The organism is Streptomyces sp. NBC_01077 (assembly GCF_045162855.1).
GTDB lineage: Bacteria > Actinomycetota > Actinomycetes > Streptomycetales > Streptomycetaceae > Streptomyces.
In genome coordinates, this window is record NZ_CP108669.1 from 5,961,967 (window position 1) to 5,977,060 (window position 15,094).

The window sequence follows — 15,094 nt, forward strand, 5'->3', positions numbered from 1 at the left end:
ACCATGAACAGCCGTATGCGCACCCTCGGCGACAAGACCGCGGGCCCGGGACAGTCCGTCTACATCACCGGCGAGATCGGCATCAACCACAACGGTGACCTCGACAACGCCTTCGCGCTGATCGACGTGGCCGCCGAGGCCGGCTGCGACGCCGTCAAGTTCCAGAAGCGCACCCCCGAGATCTGCACCCCGCGCGACCAGTGGGACATCGAGCGGGACACCCCCTGGGGCCGCATGACGTACATCGACTACCGTCACCGCGTCGAGTTCGACGAGACCCAGTACCGCGCCATCGACGAGCACTGCAAGAAGCGCGGCATCGACTGGTTCGCCTCCCCGTGGGACACCGAGGCCGTCGCCTTCCTGGAGAAGTTCGACATCCCGGCCCACAAGGTCGCGTCGGCCTCCCTCACCGACGACGAGCTGCTGCGCTCGCTGCGCGCCACCGGCCGTACGGTCATCCTCTCCACCGGCATGTCGACGCCGAAGCAGATCCGTCACGCCGTCGAGGTCCTCGGCAGCGACAACATCCTGCTCTGCCACGCCACCTCGACCTACCCGGCCAAGGCCGAGGAGCTCAACCTGCGCGTCATCCAGACGCTCCAGGAGGAGTTCCCCAACGTCCCGATCGGCTACTCCGGCCACGAGACCGGCCTCCAGACCACGCTGGCCGCCGTCGCCCTCGGCGCCACCTTCGTCGAGCGTCACATCACCCTCGACCGCGCCATGTGGGGCTCCGACCAGGCCGCCTCCGTCGAGCCCCAGGGCCTGCAGCGCCTGGTCCGCGACATCCGCACGATCGAGACCGCCCTCGGCGACGGCGTCAAGAAGGTCTACGAGTCGGAGCTCGGCCCGATGAAGAAGCTCCGCCGGGTCCAGGGGCTCGTCGCCGCATGACCGGGCAGCTGGCGTTCGTCGAGAGCCCGGTCCAGCTCCTCAACGTCCTGGAATGGGCGCACACGCAGACCGGGCGGGCAGCCGCTCCGGGTGCGCCCTCCGCGGCACCCGCCGGCGCGCACGGCCCGGCGGACGCCGTGCCCGCGGCGGCCACCGCGGCGCCCGACTCCGCGGACGCCGTCGCGTCCGTGCGGGCGCCTCGCTCGACGGACGCCACCCAGGGTGCGGCACAGGCCGCACCCGCCCTGACGGTCGTCGTCCTCTCGCCGACCGACCCCATGTCGCGGGGCCAGCTGCGCCGCATGGCCCAGCTGGCCCGCGACGAGGGCTTCACCGTCCGCTGGCAGGAGGCCCGCGGTGGCCGGGGCTCGCTCGTCCGCACGCTGCGGGAGCTCGCCCGGCCGCTGCGCTCGGCGGAGCGGGTGATCATCGGGGACCCGTTCTCCCGGTACGTCCAGCTCCTCCTCACCCTCTTCGGCCCCCGGCACCTGACCGTGGTCGACGACGGCACCGCCACCATGGAGTTCGCCGCCCAGATCGGCCGCGGCGAGCGCCTGGTGCGCTGGCACCGCAAAGGCAGCGGCCTCGACCCGCGCGAGCTGGTGCTCGCCCCGGTGACCTCGTTCGCCAAGCGGCGTCTCGCCCCGAACCGGGGCCGTACGGTCGAGATCTTCACCTCGCTGCCCGTCGAGGCCCCCGAGGGCATCACGGTCACCGAGAACTCCTATGCCTGGACCCGGACCCGCTTCGGCCCGCCGCGGCTCACCGGGGGCGCGGATCTGGTGGGCACCTCGCTGGTCGAGACGGGCGTCGTCGACGCCGACCACTACGACCGGGTGGTGGCGGAACTCGCCCGCACCCACGGCGCCACCCGCTACTTCGCGCACCGCAGGGAGAGCGCCGAGAAGCTGCACCGGATCGCGGTCGAGACGGGCCTGCAGGTCGTCCGGCCGGAGCTGCCCCTGGAACTGATCGCCCGGCGCGGACCCATCGGCCGTACGGTCGTCAGCTTCCCGTCCACGGTCGTGCACACCCTGCCGCTGGCCCTCGCCGGGACCGGGGTGAAGGTCGCGGTCTGTGAGATCGCGCCCGAGTGGCTGAGGGCGACCGCCTCGCCGCGCGCCCAGGGCTTCCTGTCCGGGGTGGCGGGCACGGCGGCCCACGAGGTCGACCGGCTCACCTCACGGACGGCGACCCAGACGGATCGGCTCGAATTCGGCTGAGCGTACCCATATGGAACGGGCTTCATGCCTGTCGAACCGAGATTCTTTCCCCTAACGGGCTGAACTTTTTGTGATCAACGGGCAGTTGACCTCCTCGGAGGCCTACCCTTCAAAGGGTGAACCAGTTGAAGTCCCGTGAGCCAGGCTCCGTCACCCTGCCCGGAACGCTGTCCGAACCCCTGCGCATCGAACTGATCTCCTTCCGCAGGGACTTGCACATGCATCCGGAGCTCGGGAACCAGGAGTTCCGTACGACCGCCGCGCTCAAGGCCCGCCTGGAGGCGGCCGGCCTCGCGCCGAAGGTCCTGCCGGGCGGCACCGGACTCATCTGTGACATCGGCACCCCGGACCGCGACCGGCCCATGCTCGCGCTCCGCGCCGACATCGACGCGCTGCCGATCCCCGACGTCAAGACCGTCGCCTACCGCTCCACCGTGGCCAACCGCGCCCACGCCTGCGGACACGACGTCCACACCACCACGGTCCTCGGTGCCGGACTCGTCCTCGCCGAACTCGACCGGCAGGGCCTCCTCCCGAACGCCGTACGGCTCCTCTTCCAGCCCGCCGAGGAGGTCCTCCCCGGCGGCGCCGCCGACGCCGTCGAGGCCGGAGTCCTGGACGGAGTCGGCCGGATCATCGCCGTCCACTGCGACCCCCGGGTGGACGCCGGGAAGATCGGGCTCCGCACCGGCCCCATCACCTCCGCCTGCGACCGCCTCGAAGTCACCCTGGACGGCCCCGGCGGCCACACCGCCCGCCCGCACCTCACCACCGACCTCGTCACCGCCGCCGCCCGGGTCGCCACCGACGTCCCCGCCGTCCTGGCCCGCCGCGTCGACGCCCGCTCGGGACTCTCCGTCACCTGGGGCCGTATCGAGGCGGGCCACGCCTGCAACGTCATCCCGCAGCACGCCGAGCTCTCCGGCACCGTCCGCTGCCTCGACCTGCCCACCTGGCGGGACGCGCCCGACCTGGTGCACGCGGCCATCGACGAGATCGCGACCCTCCACCGGGCCAAGTCGACCGTCACCTACGTCCGCGGTGTCCCCCCGGTCGTCAACGACCCGGCGGTCACCGAACTCCTCCAGGCCGCGATGACCGCCCGCCGCGGACCGTATGCGATCGAGGACACCGAGCAGAGCCTCGGCGGCGAGGACTTCTCCTGGTACCTGGAGCACGTCCCCGGCGCCATGGCCCGCCTCGGCGTCCGCACCCCGGGCGACACCCGCGTCCGCGACCTGCACGCCGGCGACTTCGACGTGGACGAGCGCTGCATCGAGGCCGCCGTGGAGCTCTTCACCGCCGCGGCCCTGATCGACGCCGCGCCGCAGCGCTGAATTCCGGCCGGACGGACCGCGGGGCGGTGTCCTGCCGATCACGCCGGATCAGGCAGGTCACCCCCCTCATCCGTCCGGCCGACCGCCGTCCCCCCTTCGGCTCAGCGGCCCGGCGTGGCGCGTTACGCCCTCTGTCCCGACACCCCTTCCCGGCGGTATAACCGGCGGTACCGGGCCGAACGCCCCCGGTCGCCTCGACTGGCCGGTTCGCGACGATCCGATAACGACTCATGAACGGGTCTTTAACTGACATCTACGCGCGTTACGATCGCCGCGAAACCAGCGCCGGAAGAGGCGCTTTCGGTCAGTCTTGAAGGGACCCTCCTCTTGCGCCGGATCACCAGGATCACGACCGTGGGCATCGCCTCCGCGGCGCTCGCGCTCTCCGCCACCGCGTGTGGCAAGTCTTCGACCGACTCCGGCTCCTCGTCGTCGTCGACGGACTCGAAGGCGACCAAGGCCGCCATCGCGTACGACATCGGTGGCCGTGGCGACCAGTCGTTCAACGACGCCGCCTACGCGGGCCTGAAGAAGGCCGAGGACGAGCTCGGCGTCAAGGGCGCCGAGGCCGAGCCCTCCGAGGGTGAGGGCGACGCCGACAAGGTGCAGCGCCTCACGGCCCTCGCCCGCGCCGGCAACAACCCGGTCATCGGTGTCGGCTTCGCCTACGCGCCGGCCATCGAGAAGGTCGCCAAGGCCTACCCGAAGACCACCTTCGGCCTCATCGACGACACGTCGAAGACCGGCCCGAACATCGCCAACCTCGTCTTCAACGAGGAGCAGGGCTCCTACCTGGCCGGCGTCGCCGCCGCCAAGGCGTCCAAGACCGGCACGGTCGGCTTCATCGGCGGTGTCGAGGTTCCGCTGATCAAGAAGTTCGAGGCGGGCTTCGCGCAGGGCGTCAAGGACACCAACCCCAAGGCGAAGGTGCTCGTCCAGTACCTGACCCAGCCGCCGAACTTCGACGGCTTCTCGAAGCCCGACCTCGGCAAGGCCGCCGCGGAGGGCCAGCTCGACAAGGGCGCCGACGTGATCTACGCGGCCGCCGGTCTGGCCGGCTCCGGCTCGATCGAGGCTGCCGCGACCGCCGGCAAGTGGGCGATCGGTGTCGACTCCGACCAGTACAACCAGGCGGGTCTGGCCTCCTACAAGGACCACATCCTGACCTCGGTCACCAAGGACGTGTCCGACTCCGTCTTCAACGTGATCAAGTCGGTCAAGGACGGCAAGCCGCAGTCCGGCGAGATCCGCTACGGCCTCGCCACGGACGGCGTCGGCCTGGCCGACTCCAACCCGGCGTACAAGAAGATGACCGATGTCACCGCCGCCGTGGAGAAGGCGAAGAAGGACATCGTCGACGGCAAGATCACGGTCAAGACCGCTCCGTAAGGACAGCAGGTCATGACCTGAGCCCGCGGGCCCGGAGCGGTGGCACCCGCCATCGCACCGGGCCCCGGGTCCATTCCCGTACGGGTTTTCATTTTTCGGCAGCGCTACGCGTGTAGATGTCTCCCTGGCACGATAACTTCGCCCCGCCCTGCCCTCCCGCTCCCACTCCTTCCGGCCAAGGAGAGTGCGTCATCAACGCGTCCAGCCCCCCCGCCGTAGAACTGCACGGCATCACCAAGCGATTCCCCGGCGTCGTCGCCAACAAGGACATCGCCATCACGGTCCGCAAGGGCACCGTGCACGCCCTCATCGGCGAGAACGGTGCCGGCAAGTCGACCCTCATGAAGATCCTCTACGGCATGCAGAAGCCGGACGAGGGCACCATCGCGGTCGACGGCCAGCAGGTCACCTTCTCCAGCCCCGGTGACGCCATCGCGCGCGGCATCGGCATGGTGCACCAGCACTTCATGCTCGCCGACAACCTCACCGTCCTGGAGAACGTCGTCCTCGGCGGCGAGAAGCTCTACGGCATCGGCGCCAAGGCGCGGAAGAAGATCCGGGAGATCTCCGACGCGTACGGCCTCGGGGTCCGCCCCGACGCCCTCGTCGAGGACCTCGGCGTCGCCGACCGGCAGCGCGTGGAGATCCTCAAGGTCCTCTACCGCGGCGCCAAGATCCTCATCCTCGACGAGCCGACCGCCGTGCTCGTCCCGCAGGAGGTCGACGCTCTCTTCGACAACCTGCGCGAGCTCAAGGCCGAGGGCCTGACCGTCATCTTCATCTCGCACAAGCTGGGCGAGGTCCTGAAGGTCGCGGACGACATCACGGTCATCCGCCGGGGCACCACGGTCGGCACCGCCGACCCGAAGACCGCCACCACCAAGCAGCTCGCCGAGCTGATGGTCGGCAGCGAGCTGCCCTCCCCGGAGACCCGTGAGTCCACGGTCACCGACATCGCCATGCTCAAGGTCGAGAACCTCACGCTGGTCGAGAGCGGAGTCACCGCAGCCCCGCTGACCACCGCCCCGCAGGAGGACCCGTCGTTCGGGGAGACCTTCCACGAGGAGGCCGTGGCGGGCCGCAAGCTGCTCGACGACATCTCCCTCACGATCCACAAGGGCGAGATCCTCGGGATCGCCGGTGTCGAGGGCAACGGCCAGACCGAGCTCATCGAGGCCCTCATGGGCCTGTCCACCCCCGACGCGGGCGTCATCTCGCTCGACGGCGTGGACATCTCCAAGGTCTCGGTGCGCAAGCGCCGCGAGGGCGGCATCGGCTACATCCCCGAGGACCGCCACCGCCACGGCCTGCTCCTGGAGGCCCCCCTCTGGGAGAACCGGATCCTCGGCCACGTCTCCGAGGCGCCCAACTCCAAGCGCGGCGTCCTCGACCCGAAGGGCGCCCGCAAGGACACCGAGCGGATCGTGCGCGAGTACGACGTGCGCACCCCCGGCATCGACGTCACCGCGGCCTCCCTCTCCGGCGGCAACCAGCAGAAGCTGATCGTCGGCCGCGAGATGAGCCACGCGCCCAAGTTCCTGATCGCCGCCCACCCCACCCGTGGTGTGGACGTCGGCGCGCAGGCGCAGATCTGGGACGCGATCCGGGACGCGCGCCGCGAGGGTCTCGCGGTGCTGCTGATCTCGGCCGACCTCGACGAGCTGATCGGTCTCTCCGACACCCTCCGGGTCATGTACCGCGGCAAGCTCGTCGCGGACGCCGACCCCGCCACCATCACGCCCGAGCAGCTCGGCTCCGCCATGACCGGCGCGGCCAGCGGTCAGCTCGAAGGCGACGCAGAGCAGCCCGAAGACGGTGACGCCCGATGATGAAATTCGACAAGGACAAGCTGATCCTGGGCGCGGCCGGACCGGTGCTCGCCCTGGTCACCTCGTTCGTGCTCACCGTCCTGGTGCTGCTCGCGACGGGCCTCGACCCGATCGAGCCGATCCGGCTGATGATCGAGAACGCCGGCTTCGCCGACATCCAGGTCCTGATCGTCAACCAGACCGGGATCTACTACCTGGCAGCCCTGGCCGTGGCCATCGGTTTCCGGATGAACCTGTTCAACATCGGTGTCGACGGCCAGTACCGGCTCGCGGCGATGGTCTCGGCCCTCGTCGGCGCCTCGATCGAGCTGCCCGGTCCGCTGCACATCCTGGTGATCGTGCTCGTCGCGATGCTCACCGGCGCCTTCTGGGCCGGCATCGCCGGCATCCTGAAGACCACCCGCGGTGTCTCCGAGGTCGTCTCGACGATCATGCTGAACGCCATCGCGACCTCGCTGGTGGCCTGGCTGATCCTGCCGAAGAACTTCGGCGTCCAGCCCGAGGGCTCCAACAACCTCACCACCGGTGAGATCTCCGAGTCCGGCTGGTTCCCGGGCATCGACATGGGCGAGGGCAACGGAGTCATCTACGGCTTCACCTTCGTCGCGCTGGCCCTCGGCGTCGTCTACTGGTTCGTCCTCAACCGCACCCGGTTCGGCTTCGACCTGCGCGCCACCGGCGCCAGCGAGTCCGCCGCCCAGGCCAGCGGCGTCGACGCCAAGAAGATGGTCCTCACCGCGATGCTGCTCTCGGGCGCGCTGGCCGGCCTCTCCGGCATGCCGACGCTGCTCGGCGAGTCCCACACGTACAGCCTCGACTTCCCCGTCGGTGTCGGCTTCACCGCCATCACCATCGCGCTGCTCGGCCGGAACCACCCGGTCGGCATCTTCTTCGCGGCCCTGCTCTTCGCGTTCCTGGACAAGGCGTCCAGCAACCTCGACGTGTACGGGTACCCGAAGGAGATCACCAAGATCATGCAGGGCATCATCGTGATCGCGGTCGTCGTCTCGTACGAGCTCGTCCGCCGTTACGGCCTCCGTCGCCAGCAGCAGAAGGTCGGCGAGGAACTCGCCGCCGGCGGCGCCATCAAGACCGACAAGGAGGTCTCGGCATGAGCACCGGCACTGTCACCAAGCCGAGCGCCGCGCCCAAGGGCGGCGGACGCCGCAAGCTCACCTGGCCGTGGATCATGCTGATCGCCGCGGCCGGTCTTCTGCTCTTCTCCCTCGTCCGGGCCGTCTCCGGGGCCAACGACCTCACCTCGGTGGGTCAGGTCTCCGGCGCGCTCTCGCTCGCCGTGCCGATCGGCCTCGCCGGTCTCGGCGGTCTGTGGGCCGAGCGCGCGGGCGTCGTCAACATCGGCCTCGAAGGCATGATGGTGCTCGGCACCTGGTTCGGCGCCTGGGCCGGATACCAGTGGGGCCCCTGGGTGGGTGTCCTCTTCGGTCTCCTCGGTGGCGCGCTCGGCGGTCTGCTGCACGCGATCATCACCGTCACGTTCAACGTGAACCACATCGTCTCCGGTGTGGCGATCAACATCCTCGCGGTGGGCTTCACCCAGTACCTGTCGAACTTCACGTTCGCCGAGGCCGAGGGCGGCTCCTCCAAGCAGTCCCCGCGCATCGACCAGATCACCAAGATCACGATCCCAGGGTTGTCCGACTGGCTTGCGGATCTCCAGGGCAAGCACTGGTTCTTCATCTCCGACCTGGCCGGCATCCTCGGCGGCCTCGTCACCAACCTGTCGCTGCTCACGATCGTCGCCCTGCTGCTGATCCCGGCCACCTGGTGGGTGCTGTGGCGCACGGCCTTCGGCCTGCGGCTGCGCTCCTGCGGTGAGAACCCGGTCGCCGCCGAGTCCCTCGGCGTCAACGTCTACAAGTACAAGTACATCGCCGTCACGACCTCCGGCGCCCTCGCGGGCCTCGGCGGCGCGTTCCTCGCGATCGTCGCCACCGGCATCTACCAGGAGGGCCAGACCGGCGGTCGCGGCTACATCGGTCTCGCTGCGATGATCTTCGGCAACTGGATGCCCGGCGGCATGGCGCTCGGCGCGGGCCTCTTCGGCTTCACCGACAGCCTCAAGCTGCGCGGTGGCGCCGAGAACGTCCACGCGCTGCTGCTGCTCGTCGCCCTGCTCCTGGTGATCGCCGCCCTGTGGCAGCTGTACAGGAAGAAGTACGTGGTCGGCGCGATCTCCGCGGCCTTCGGCGTCGGCTTCTTCCTCTGGTACGCGCTGACCGACGAGGTCCCGAGCCAGTTCGTCGACGCGGCCCCGTACATCACCACCCTGCTCGTGCTCGCCCTGTCGGCGCAGCGCCTGCGCATGCCGAAGGCGGACGGTCTGCCGTACCGCAAGGGTCAGGGCAAGTGACGACCGCCCCGCCCGGGGCCGACTGGGAGGCCCTGCGGGTCACGGCACGCGAGGCCATGTCCCACGCGTACGCCCCGTACTCGGGCTACCCGGTCGGCGCGGCGGCCCGCGTCGACGACGGGCGGGTGGTCTCCGGCTGCAACGTGGAGAACGCCTCGTACGGCCTCGCCCTGTGCGCCGAGTGCGGGCTCGTCTCCGAGCTGCAGGCGACCGGCGGCGGGCGCCTCACGCACTTCGTCTGCGTGGACGGCCGGGGCGAGTCCCTGGTGCCGTGCGGGCGGTGCCGGCAGCTGCTGTACGAGTTCGGGGGTCCCGAACTCGTACTGGAGACGCCCGCCGGGTTCCTGACGCTGGCCGAGATGCTGCCGCAGGCATTCGGCCCGGACCACCTCGCGAAGTAAACCTCGGAGCGGCCCTTCCGGCACGATGGGAAGGGCCGCTCCTCCTTTCCCCCTCTATGCGCGTAGAAAGAGGCACCACCATGGACGTCATCTCCGTCATCCGCACGAAGCGGGACAAGGGCGAGCTGAGCCCGGAGCAGATCGACTGGGTCATCGACGCGTACACCCGCGGCGCGGTCGCCGACGAGCAGATGTCCGCCCTGGCCATGGCCATCCTGCTGAACGGCATGAACCGCGCGGAGATCGCCCGCTGGACGGCGGCGATGATCGCGAGCGGCGAGCGCATGGAGTTCTCCGCCCTCTCCCGCCCGACCGCCGACAAGCACTCCACCGGCGGCGTCGGCGACAAGATCACCCTCCCGCTCGCCCCGCTCGTCGCCGCCTGCGGCGCGGCCGTCCCGCAGCTCTCCGGCCGCGGCCTCGGCCACACCGGCGGCACGCTCGACAAGCTGGAGTCCATCTCGGGCTGGCGCGCGCTGCTCTCCAACGAGGAGATGCTGCACGTCCTCGACACCACCGGCGCGGTCATCTGTGCGGCCGGCGACGGCCTGGCCCCCGCCGACAAGAAGCTCTACGCGCTCCGCGACGTCACGGGCACGGTGGAAGCCATCCCGCTGATCGCCTCCTCGATCATGTCGAAGAAGATCGCCGAGGGCACCGGCTCCCTGGTCCTCGACGTCAAGGTCGGCACCGGCGCCTTCATGAAGAACATCGAGGACGCCCGCGAGCTGGCCTCCACCATGGTCGGCCTCGGCACCGACAGCGGTGTGAAGACCGTCGCGCTGCTCACCGACATGTCCACCCCGCTCGGCCTCACCGCCGGCAACGCCCTCGAGGTCCGCGAGTCGGTCGAGGTCCTCGCCGGCGGCGGCCCGGCGGACGTCGTCGAGCTGACGATCGCGCTCGCCCGCGAGATGCTCGACGCGGCCGGCATCAAGGACGCGGACCCGGCGAAGGCGCTGGCCGACGGCTCGGCGATGGACCACTGGCGCCGGATGATCGCGGCCCAGGGCGGCGACCCGGACGCGGCCCTCCCGGTCGCCCGCGAGCAGCACGTCGTGACGGCCCCGTCCTCCGGTGTCCTGACCCGCCTCGACGCCTACGACATCGGCATCGCCGCCTGGCGCCTGGGCGCGGGCCGCGCCCGCAAGGAGGACCCGGTGCAGGCCGGCGCTGGTGTCGAGATCCACGCCAAGCCGGGCGACACGGTGACGGCGGGCCAGCCCCTCGTCACCCTCCACACGGACACCCCGGAGAAGTTCGACTACGCGCTGAAGTCCCTGGGGTCGGCCTGGGACATCGCGGCCCCGGGCACCGAGTTCACCCCGAACCCGATCGTCCTGGACCGCATCGCCTGAGGCGTGTGCCCCTGACGCGCTCGAACGAACGGGACCGGCGGACCTCCGCCGGTCCCGTTCGGCATGCGGGTGCCGGTGACGACTACGTGTGGGTACCGGTGACGACTAGACCGGTTCCCCGAGCAGCCCCGGCAGCTCCCGCATGTCGTCGAAGACCACCGTGCGGGGGCCCGTCAGGCGGTTCGCCCTGGTCAGGCCGCCGGTGTAGCCGAAGGCGCGCATGCCGGCCGCGCGGGCGGCCTGGACGCCGTACGGGCTGTCCTCGACGACCGCGCAGCGCTCCGGCGGGACGCCCATCGTGGCGGCCGCGTGGAGGAAGAGATCCGGGGCCGGCTTGGCGCGGGACACGTCGCGGGCGCTGAACATGCGGCCTTCGAAGCGGTCGAGCAGTCCGGCGCGGCCGAGGTTCTTGCGGATGCTGGGGTGGCTGCCGTTGGAGGCGAGGCAGTAGGGGAGCGGCAGGGTGTCCAGGACGTCCGTGATGCCCTCCACGGCCGTCAGTTCCGCGTCCAGCGCGTCCTCGTACCGCTGCTTGAAGGGGGACTGCCAGCCGGGTTCGAGGGGGTGGCCCCTGCGTTCCTCCACGATGGAGGTGAGCATCGCGTGCGAGGAGCCGACGAAGTAGTCGATCATCTCCGCCTCGGTGAACTCCGCTCCGAGGGCCGCGAACACCTCCCGGTCCACCCGGCAGTAGATCTTCTCGCTGTCCACCAGAACGCCGTCACAGTCGAAGATCACCAGTTCGACAGGCTCGTGAGTCATGATCGGGAGCCTATGCGGTCGTCCCGCACCGATGAGTTCCGGTCCGTCCTCCGGTCACCAGGCATGTGGACACCAGTCAACCGCTTGTCGTGACCCTGACCGCCCGCCCCACCGGGGACGAGGTCGCGCGTCTCTGCGCCGCGCTCGGGGCCGCACCGCCCGGGGAGGTGGTCTGCGAGGTCGGCGCGCTCGCGCCCGCCGACCTCGCCGCCGTCGACGCCCTCGCCCGGCTCAAGCTCGCCGCCGGGCGCGGCGGGCACCGGATCCGCTTCCATGGAGCAGGGCCCGACCTGCGGGCCCTGCTCCTGCTGACCGGGCTCGACGGGACCCTGGGGGTCTGACCGGCGAACCCTAGGCCTCCAGGCGGGCCGGCAGGTCGAAGAGCGGGAACCAGCGCTCGGTGTCCAGGAAGAAGTCCATCCCGGCGACCTTGCCGTCGCGGAGCTCCAGGACGATGAGCGCCCACGGGGCGAAGCCGCCCGCCGGGTCCGGGTGGTACTGCGCGAACGCCGGGGAGCCGTTCGCCACGGTCGGCACCAGCTTCGAGCCCGAGCAGACCTCGCCGACGCCCAGCATCCAGCCGACGATGTCGTCGTGCCCCTGCAGCCAGAGGTCGTACGGCGGCATGGACATGGTCGCGTCCTCGTGGAGGAGCGCGGTCAGCGCCTTCATGTCGTAGCCCTCGAACGCGGCGACATAGCGCTCCAGGAGCGCCTTCTGTTCCTCGTCGAGGGGGTTCGCCGGGTCGGAGGTGGCCGGTGCCTGCTCGGCCAGCGTCGCGCGGGCCCGCTGCAGGGCGCTGTTGACCGAGGCGACGGAGGTGTCGAGGAGTTCGGCGACCTCGCTGGCCTTCCAGGCGAGCACCTCGCGCAGGATGAGCACCGCCCGCTGCTTGGGCGGCAGATGCTGGAGCGCGGCCACGAACGCGAGCCGTACGGTCTCCCGGGAGACGGCCGTCTCCGCCGGGTCGGCGACCGAGGGCAGCACCCGCCCGTCGGGAATGGGTTCCAGCCAGGTGATCTCCGGCTGCTTGACGAGCTGTGCCTGGGCGACCGGCGTCGGCGAGGTGAGGTCCATCGGCCGTGCCCTCCGGTTGCCCGCGTTCAGCGCGTCCAGGCAGACGTTGGTGGCGATCCGGTAGAGCCAGGACCGCAGCGAGGAGCGGCCTTCGAAGGAGTCGATGGCCTTCCAGGCGCGCACCATGGTGTCCTGCACCGCGTCCTCCGCCTCGAAGGAGGATCCGAGCATCCGGTAGCAGTAACCGGTCAGTTCCCGGCGGTACTTGTCGAGTTGGTCGGTCGTCGCGGTCGCGGCGTCACTCATCGGGTCCACACCCCACTCACCCCTCACCGGCACCCGTTCGGTGCCGGTGAGAGGGAAGCTACCGCAGCCGACCGACAGTCGGGGTCAGGTTCCCGGCTTGCGCCCGTAGATGAAGACGTCGTCGCCGTTCCTGAGCAGGTTCCAGTACGCCTTGGCGTCGGCGGAGCGCATGTTGACGCAGCCGCCGGAGCCCGGCGGGTTCCACATGGACTTGGTGGTCGAGTGGAAGGCCTGCCCGCCGTCGAAGAACTGCGAGTACGGCATGGAGACGTGGTAGATCGTCGACCAGTGGTTGATGTTCCGCCAGTAGATCTTCTTCGACCCGGTCCGGGTCTCGGTGCCGTCCTTGCCCGTACGGACCGGCACGGGGCCGTACTTGAGGCGGGAACCGTCCTGGATCCACGTCAGCTGGCGGGTCAGGTCGACGCAGGCGATCCGGCCCCGGTTGGTCGGACACTTGCGGTCCTTGTTCGGGTTGGACCCCGCCGCCTTCTGCTGGATCATCGTGTTCATCGTGCGCCAGGTGATCGTCCCGGCGTACCCCGCGGTCGGGGTGATGCCGTGCTTCCCCTGGAAGGCCTGGATGGCCTTGCAGTCGGCGAGCGACTGGCGCCCGTCGACCGTCCGCCCGAGGAACTTCTCCACCTGCTTCTGGTACGGGCCCGTCGTCACGTTGCAGGACGCCGCCTGCGCCGGAGCCGCCCCGAGTGCGATGGTCATCGGCACCACCAGCGAGGTGAGGCCGGCCGCGATGCCCGCTCTCTTGCCTATCCGGCCCGCGATTCTGTTCATGATCGTCAACTCCCCCTTGAGTCCTATCAGTCAGGACGTCCGGGGGAGCGGCGCAGTTGCAGCGGAATCGGCCGGAATCAGCAGGATGCGGCGAGCTGGATCCGCCGCGCCTCGACGCGGGCGCTGTGGCTGCCGTACAGGGTCACCGAGACGACGCCGAGGACCGCGACCAGGCCGATCAGGACCGTGCCGGCCCACCCGCCCTCGTGGAAGGCGATCGCGCCGAGCGTGCCGCCCGCGCTGCTGCCGAGGTAGTACGCGGACTGGTAGAGCGCCGAGGCCTGCGCGCGGCCCGTCTTCGCCGTACGGCTCACCGAGGAGGAGGCGACCGCGTGGCCGGCGAAGAAGCCGGCGGTGATCAGGACGAGGCCCGCGAGGACCGCCGGCAGTGCGTCGGCGAGCGAGAGCAGCAGACCCGCGGCGGTGGTGGAGACCGCCAGGTAGAGCGCCCCGCGCCGGCCGAGCCGGCCGACGAGCCTGCCCGCGGCGGCGGAGGAGACCGTACCGACCAGGTAGACCAGGAAGATGGAGCCGATCACGCCCTGCGGCAGCGAGAACGGGGCCTCGACCAGGCGGTAGCCGATGACGGTGTACACCGCGCCGAACACCGTCATGAACAGGGCGCCGATCACGTAGAGACGCATCAGCAGCGGGTCCGCGAGATGCGTCCTTACCGTCCGGGCGAGCGCCTTCGGGTTGAGCGTGCCGGGCGTGAAGTGCCGTGCCTTCGGCAGCAGCGCCCGGAAGGCGAGCGCGCACAGCAGGGAGGTCAGGCCGACGGCGGCCAGACCCGCCCGCCACCCCCACATCTGGGCCACCCAGCCGGTCACCAGGCGGCCGCTCATGCCGCCGATCGAGTTGCCGGCCACGAACAGGCCGATCGCGGCGATCAGCGCCTTGGGGCGGACCTCCTCGGCGAGGAAGGCCATCGCGGAGGCCGGGAGCCCGGCGAGCGCGGCGCCCTGGATCGCGCGGAGGGCGATCAGGGACTCCAGGTTCGGGGCGAGCGGCACGAGGAGGGCGATGCCGACCGCGACGGACAAGGAGGCGATCATCATCGCGCGCCGGCCGAAGCGCTCGGAGAGGGCGCTGAGCGGGAGCACACACAGGGCGAGGGCGCCGGTCGCGGCCGAGACCGTCCAGGAGGCGGCGGAGGCGGTGGCGCCGAACTCGGCCGAGATGGCCGGGAGGAGGGCCTGTGTGGAGTAGAGGAGCGCGAAGGTGGCGAGGCCGGCGGCGAAGAGCGCGAGGCTCATCCTGCGGTAGCCGGGGGCGCCGGGGGTGAGGCGGGTGTCGGCAGGGGAGCGGGTGTCGGCGGACGCGATGGTGGCGGCCGCCTTGGTACTGGCGGAAGGCATGTGTCGAACGTAGGCCGACCCGTTTCATGCGTCCAATGCACGGAACTGCTG

The 15,094-nt window shown here is 70.5% G+C and carries 14 protein-coding genes; 10 read left to right on the forward strand and 4 right to left on the reverse strand.

What is annotated here, in order from left to right; all coding sequences use genetic code 11:
- The first annotated feature begins 3 nt into the window (after positions 1-3).
- From OG462_RS27120 to OG462_RS27160, 9 genes are all read left to right on the forward strand, one after another.
- Positions 4-897, forward strand: a complete 894-nt coding sequence (locus OG462_RS27120) for an N-acetylneuraminate synthase family protein (RefSeq protein WP_406061482.1) — start codon at positions 4-6, stop codon at positions 895-897.
- Entirely contained in the window at positions 894-2,120 is a 1,227-nt protein-coding gene (locus OG462_RS27125; protein WP_406061484.1) for a hypothetical protein, read from the forward strand. The genes OG462_RS27120 and OG462_RS27125 overlap by 4 nt, the downstream gene beginning before the upstream one ends.
- A gap of 116 nt (positions 2,121-2,236) precedes the next feature.
- Positions 2,237-3,457, forward strand: a complete 1,221-nt coding sequence (locus tag OG462_RS27130) for an amidohydrolase (RefSeq protein WP_406061486.1) — start codon at positions 2,237-2,239, stop codon at positions 3,455-3,457.
- Between the two features lie 327 nt (positions 3,458-3,784).
- Positions 3,785-4,846, forward strand: a complete 1,062-nt coding sequence (locus OG462_RS27135) for a BMP family protein (RefSeq protein ID WP_406061487.1) — start codon at positions 3,785-3,787, stop codon at positions 4,844-4,846.
- Between the two features lie 116 nt (positions 4,847-4,962).
- Entirely contained in the window at positions 4,963-6,675 is a 1,713-nt protein-coding gene (locus tag OG462_RS27140; RefSeq protein ID WP_406061489.1) for an ABC transporter ATP-binding protein, read from the forward strand.
- Positions 6,672-7,790, forward strand: coding sequence for an ABC transporter permease (locus OG462_RS27145; RefSeq protein ID WP_406061491.1), 1,119 nt, complete (start codon positions 6,672-6,674; stop codon positions 7,788-7,790). Before OG462_RS27140 ends, OG462_RS27145 begins: the two co-directional genes overlap by 4 nt.
- Positions 7,787-9,049 (forward strand): ABC transporter permease, encoded by a 1,263-nt coding sequence (locus OG462_RS27150; protein ID WP_406061493.1) that lies wholly within the window; start codon positions 7,787-7,789, stop codon positions 9,047-9,049. Before OG462_RS27145 ends, OG462_RS27150 begins: the two co-directional genes overlap by 4 nt.
- Positions 9,046-9,450 (forward strand): cytidine deaminase, encoded by a 405-nt coding sequence (locus tag OG462_RS27155; protein WP_406061495.1) that lies wholly within the window; start codon positions 9,046-9,048, stop codon positions 9,448-9,450. The genes OG462_RS27150 and OG462_RS27155 overlap by 4 nt, the downstream gene beginning before the upstream one ends.
- An 80-nt stretch (positions 9,451-9,530) precedes the next feature.
- Entirely contained in the window at positions 9,531-10,808 is a 1,278-nt protein-coding gene (locus tag OG462_RS27160; protein WP_406061497.1) for a thymidine phosphorylase, read from the forward strand.
- Positions 10,809-10,913: 105 nt separating this feature from the next.
- Here the strand turns inward: OG462_RS27160 and OG462_RS27165 are convergent, their stop codons facing one another.
- Positions 10,914-11,570, reverse strand: a complete 657-nt coding sequence (locus OG462_RS27165) for an HAD family hydrolase (RefSeq protein WP_406061499.1) — start codon at positions 11,568-11,570, stop codon at positions 10,914-10,916.
- 89 nt (positions 11,571-11,659) lie between these two features.
- Between OG462_RS27165 and OG462_RS27170 the strand changes: the two genes are divergently transcribed.
- Positions 11,660-11,911: an STAS domain-containing protein gene (locus OG462_RS27170; RefSeq protein ID WP_406061501.1), complete on the forward strand. Its 252-nt coding sequence runs from the start codon at positions 11,660-11,662 to the stop codon at positions 11,909-11,911.
- Between the two features lie 10 nt (positions 11,912-11,921).
- On the opposite strand, the gene OG462_RS27175 is transcribed toward OG462_RS27170, so the two are convergent.
- From OG462_RS27175 to OG462_RS27185, 3 genes are all read right to left on the reverse strand, one after another.
- The gene (locus OG462_RS27175; RefSeq protein WP_406061503.1) at positions 11,922-12,893 is read right to left on the reverse strand and encodes a sigma-70 family RNA polymerase sigma factor; all 972 of its coding nucleotides are present in this window, start codon (positions 12,891-12,893) and stop codon (positions 11,922-11,924) included.
- Between the two features lie 84 nt (positions 12,894-12,977).
- Positions 12,978-13,685, reverse strand: a complete 708-nt coding sequence (locus tag OG462_RS27180; protein WP_406061505.1) for a L,D-transpeptidase family protein — start codon at positions 13,683-13,685, stop codon at positions 12,978-12,980.
- Positions 13,686-13,762: 77 nt separating this feature from the next.
- Positions 13,763-15,043, reverse strand: a complete 1,281-nt coding sequence (locus OG462_RS27185) for an MFS transporter (protein ID WP_406061507.1) — start codon at positions 15,041-15,043, stop codon at positions 13,763-13,765.
- Positions 15,044-15,094: the final 51 nt, after the last annotated feature.

Excerpts from the sequence above, each read along its gene's own strand:
- OG462_RS27125 (WP_406061484.1), top strand. The coding sequence starts at position 894 with ATGACCGGGCAGCTGGCGTTCGTCGAGAGCCCGGTCCAGCTCCTCAAC.
- OG462_RS27160 (WP_406061497.1), top strand. The coding sequence starts at position 9,531 with ATGGACGTCATCTCCGTCATCCGCACGAAGCGGGACAAGGGCGAGCTG.
- OG462_RS27185 (WP_406061507.1), bottom strand. The coding sequence starts at position 15,043 with ATGCCTTCCGCCAGTACCAAGGCGGCCGCCACCATCGCGTCCGCCGAC.
- OG462_RS27150 (WP_406061493.1), top strand. The coding sequence starts at position 7,787 with ATGAGCACCGGCACTGTCACCAAGCCGAGCGCCGCGCCCAAGGGCGGC.
- OG462_RS27120 (WP_406061482.1), top strand. The coding sequence starts at position 4 with ATGAACAGCCGTATGCGCACCCTCGGCGACAAGACCGCGGGCCCGGGA.
- OG462_RS27140 (WP_406061489.1), top strand. The coding sequence starts at position 4,963 with ATGTCTCCCTGGCACGATAACTTCGCCCCGCCCTGCCCTCCCGCTCCC.
- OG462_RS27180 (WP_406061505.1), bottom strand. The coding sequence starts at position 13,685 with ATGAACAGAATCGCGGGCCGGATAGGCAAGAGAGCGGGCATCGCGGCC.
- OG462_RS27175 (WP_406061503.1), bottom strand. The coding sequence starts at position 12,893 with ATGAGTGACGCCGCGACCGCGACGACCGACCAACTCGACAAGTACCGC.
- OG462_RS27165 (WP_406061499.1), bottom strand. The coding sequence starts at position 11,570 with ATGACTCACGAGCCTGTCGAACTGGTGATCTTCGACTGTGACGGCGTT.
- OG462_RS27145 (WP_406061491.1), top strand. The coding sequence starts at position 6,672 with ATGATGAAATTCGACAAGGACAAGCTGATCCTGGGCGCGGCCGGACCG.